Origin of the sequence: Lutispora sp., assembly GCF_041687175.1 — a bacterium.
In the GTDB taxonomy this organism is placed as follows: Bacteria; Bacillota; Clostridia; order Lutisporales; family Lutisporaceae; genus Lutispora.
This window is the reverse complement of sequence record NZ_JAWLCK010000181.1, coordinates 1-4,077: the sequence shown is the minus strand read 5'-3', so window position 1 is coordinate 4,077 and position 4,077 is coordinate 1. Positions and strand designations below refer to the sequence as shown.

Sequence of the window (4,077 nt, the reverse complement as noted above, 5' to 3'; positions counted from 1 at the left end):
ATTTTGAGGGGTTGAAGGATCTTTTCATGTTACATTTTTATGTCCTCTGGCATTTCTTCCCTTAAACTGAGTTTTCATAGATTAGTTAACACTATCTTACTAAGCTTTCCCAAATTCCTTTAATCTTCTTTGTCACGGAAACTACTTTGAAATACTGCAGAAACTATAGTCTGCTTTTCTGTTTGTGTATTCCTTTCTTTAACCATAGTCTTTCAACAAAATTCAGATTATATTATACTATCTTGTGGATTACCTTGATTGCATGCTTTTTTTATTCCCTTTAGGAGACATATAAAATGTTCTATTCTTCCTACCTTATTATCAACAATTATATAAACTTCAACCATTCATTTCCACTTCATTATCTCCCACTGTAAGCTTATAAGCAGCCATACCCAGGGCTATGACAACCCAAAAAGTCAATAGAACTCTATTATTATACCAAATATATTCTGCTATGCCATGTATCAGATATCCTATCAGGCTTATACCTGACATTAGCATAAAGGTAGATATAAACCGATCTTTGACCCTAAAATAATGTGATAAGATAGATTTAAAAAATACTAAGAGCATACCCATAAATACCAAAAACCCAACAATACCCGTTTCCAAGAGTAATTCAATATAAAAACTATGAGAATGTTGGGCATACGCAGCGGAAAAAGAGTATTGAGGATAAATCAGCTTAAATGGTTCTATCCCCAACCCGATCCCAGAGGGCCAGTAATCCTTGACCATTTTTAACGAGCCCAACATGATTGAAAGCCTATATGCCAAGGATGAATCCTGCAAATTTCCTATGCTAGTAAAGCGGTTAATAATCGAGGTTGGCAATATAAAAGGTATAAAAAACAGCCCAATGAGGTACAATATCAAAAGACGTTTATCTCTTAATACTGTAAACATACTAATTGCCAAAACAAAGCCTAACCATGCTCCTCTTGAGCTAGTATAAACAAGACACATAATCATGATAGCTGTTAACCCCATCACAGACAGCTTAACCAGCCAGTTTTTCTGCTCCCACAATAGCGCAATTGATAAGGGGATAATAAGTATCAGATATTCACCTAATATGTTCGGATTGCCAAAAGTAGAGACAACACGAGTCTTAATATCTTCAAACAAGGTCGCATCAACCCATGCATCCGCTGTTAAATCACCCATGTAGTATTGATATATCCCATAAGCCGCCGCAACAGCACTTGTAAGTAATAAAAATGCAACAGCATTATAAAGTCGCTGCTTGGTAGTTATAGTATTAATCAATACAAAATAAAAGGCAATAATGATTACGTTAATGGCAAGAGTCATCAAGCTACTCTGCTGTGTATAGGATGTTAAACTCGAAAAAAGCATTACTCCGATGAAAAATACAATAAAAGGATCTATAGGAGTTACACTGAATCTGAAATTGCTGCTTATAAACTGTCTTATTACAAAGGATACTATTGTTAGCAAGACCAACCCCAGAAGCGGAATCGTAGGAGACAGTGGGATTAGAGCCACAGAAAAGAACACCCCTATCTCATATTTCCATAACACCAACATTACTATAAGTATTCCCCCTATAGCCAGTATGAAAATTCTAAACGTCATAAAAAATACCAATACACCTAATAAGGTACCTATAACAAGCGCTGCGACATCTATCTTTTTATTAGTTAAGCTGGGCTGAGCTTTGTTACTTTTCCCTCCAGATATAAAAAAATCAGTAGCGAGCTTTAGTATAAAGCTACCTTCCCCTAAAGTCTTAATAGAACGATCTATTAGAATCAACATAACTGAAACAAGTACAATCTCAATATTTAATAGCCTTGCTACATACCCTTCTGTCACAATTTTGAGTATACCATCTGTGAGCGCAAAAGCCAGCAAACATAAACCATATACCTTGGTACTAAATAGTAGAAAACACTCGAAGCATTGAGTAATAATTTTTAATAGCATGCTATACTTTATAGTGCTATTCAAGCTTTCTTTCATCCTGCTTGTTAAGACTCTCAATAATTCTAAAGGTAGCATCAAAAATCTATATACAATACTGCTTGTCCAAACCTCCTCTATCTTCCAATCCTTTATAAAAAGTCTTAGAATATAGCTCCTTGTAGCCCATCTTATAAAAATCGCTCCTGAGCTTTTTTGAATTTGATATAGAACACTACACTTATGGTAATAACTGAGCCTATTAAAAAGCTTCTTGATAAAATTAATAATTATACTGTTTTTCAACATAAACACATCCTATGAATTTTTATAGTTCTTATCTCACTTATAATCTATCTTATTATATTAACTATTTCCTATTATTGTAAAGCATAAACATCTATCACTCCATAATAAAACATGGAAGTATTTCAATTGCGCAATGTCATACATATATGCTAATAACCTCTCTTGTTTTATCAGTAGCCATTAGCTGTAACTAGCAAGATCTCTAAAATTCAGCTGTAAACTTCCCATGGTAAAATTTACACAACCTCATACATTTACTGGGCAAATATAGTATAAAAAATAGTTAACTATTTGGGTAGATTGCACTTATTGCAACATCATATAATTCTTTAGCAATTAACTCTTCATCATATGAAATCTTCTTTAATTTTTCAGATGCTTTTTTTAATGATTCGATATCTTCATTTTTCACACATTCAAAGAAATAGAATTTCACCTCTTCCCACATATGACTTAATTCATTCAACCTTTTCGATATTTCATATAGAGGTTTAATATTATATTCTTTAGCTAAAAAATCTAATGTTATATAATATTTTTTTCTTCCAGTTGCCACCTTACCAATACGTTTATATAGTTTATTACTATACAAGTCAGTATCTTCTATAAAGTTCAGATCGTTTTTTTTGTAGTATACTTTCTCAATTGTATCAGCGAGCATCCTTATGTTATCAAAGGATGTTTGCAATTTGAATTTTTTTGCTAATATTAAAATATTATAAATCATTCTATAAGAAAGTTTAAATATTTTAAGATAGTAAATAAAATCTGGATGTATTTTGTATTTCATACAAAGGATAGATTCAATAATTAAATTTGTCCATTTTATTTCTTTCCTCTTATTATGGTTTTTCAAAATAAGAAAACTCCTATATCCACTTACAAAGTCTTCCTTGGACATAATTACTGGTCCCTTAAATTTAGCATATGCACCATTGTCCAAACAAATAATATTGCCATCATCATTAATACCAATAATAGTTAATATATGTGCACTTTTATACTGCTTATATTGTGTCGACCATGCACAATAGTAAATATCTGTCTCAAGTAAAACTGGTCTGTTATTCTCTAATTCATATTTGATGAATTGCATTGCTTTTTCAATACTATTTTTCTTTCTTACTATTTTTATTCCGCCATATACAAAAAGTGGCAACCTAACATTCCCCATTAATGGGTCAATAGATTTTTCCGTTAGAGGGCCTATAAAGCTGTTAAAGGAAAAGCCCCATGAACCTATAAACATATATTCCCATTTAATTTTATTCCATGAAAGATACGATGATAAAGCAGTCTCAACACAATCAAAAGCTAGGTTTGCATTGATTTTGAAATCTAGTATCATTGAAACATCTCCCTCGTAGCATAAGTATCATAAGTGAATTAACCGCAAAGTAATATATAAAAATAATTTCTTATACTCGTTCTTTTTATCTTCAGATCTGAGATACCTGTTTTGAGCAGTCGAATTGGGAATCTTGTTCTTAATCATATATATTGTAAAGTTTAACAAAAGAGTAGCCCAGTATATAAAAAGAAATTTGAAAAATCTGTGAGCCAAATCTATTGCAAAACCTACATCGTGTATTCCATTCAGAAAGCTCATATACATACTTTTCGTTATATAAACAGGTCGAAGTAGGTATGTAAAATTATCAATCATAGGCGTTCTACTGGCTTTACACGCATTGGCTTTCTTAAGTGCTTTTTGCAAGCAAAATATTATTTACAAATGTCAGAAATTGAAGTAAGTAAGCTCTTTTCATTACTTGTGTTTTCTAATAAACTACTCATATATTTATTTACTTTTTATGGTATACCTGTATTGTTTAGTTA

General features: G+C 31.7%; 2 protein-coding genes. Both read right to left on the bottom strand.

All coding sequences use genetic code 11. The annotated features are described in order from the left end of the window. Positions 1-339: 339 nt before the first annotated feature. Entirely contained in the window at positions 340-2,235 is a 1,896-nt protein-coding gene (locus tag ACESM9_RS14800; protein WP_373000431.1) for an O-antigen ligase family protein, read from the bottom strand. A 286-nt stretch (positions 2,236-2,521) separates the two neighbouring features. Beyond that, positions 2,522-3,586 carry a BtrH N-terminal domain-containing protein gene (locus tag ACESM9_RS14795; RefSeq protein ID WP_373000428.1) on the bottom strand — a complete coding sequence of 355 codons (1,065 nt, stop codon included), beginning with the start codon at positions 3,584-3,586 and terminating at the stop codon, positions 2,522-2,524. Positions 3,587-4,077 lie beyond the last annotated feature (491 nt).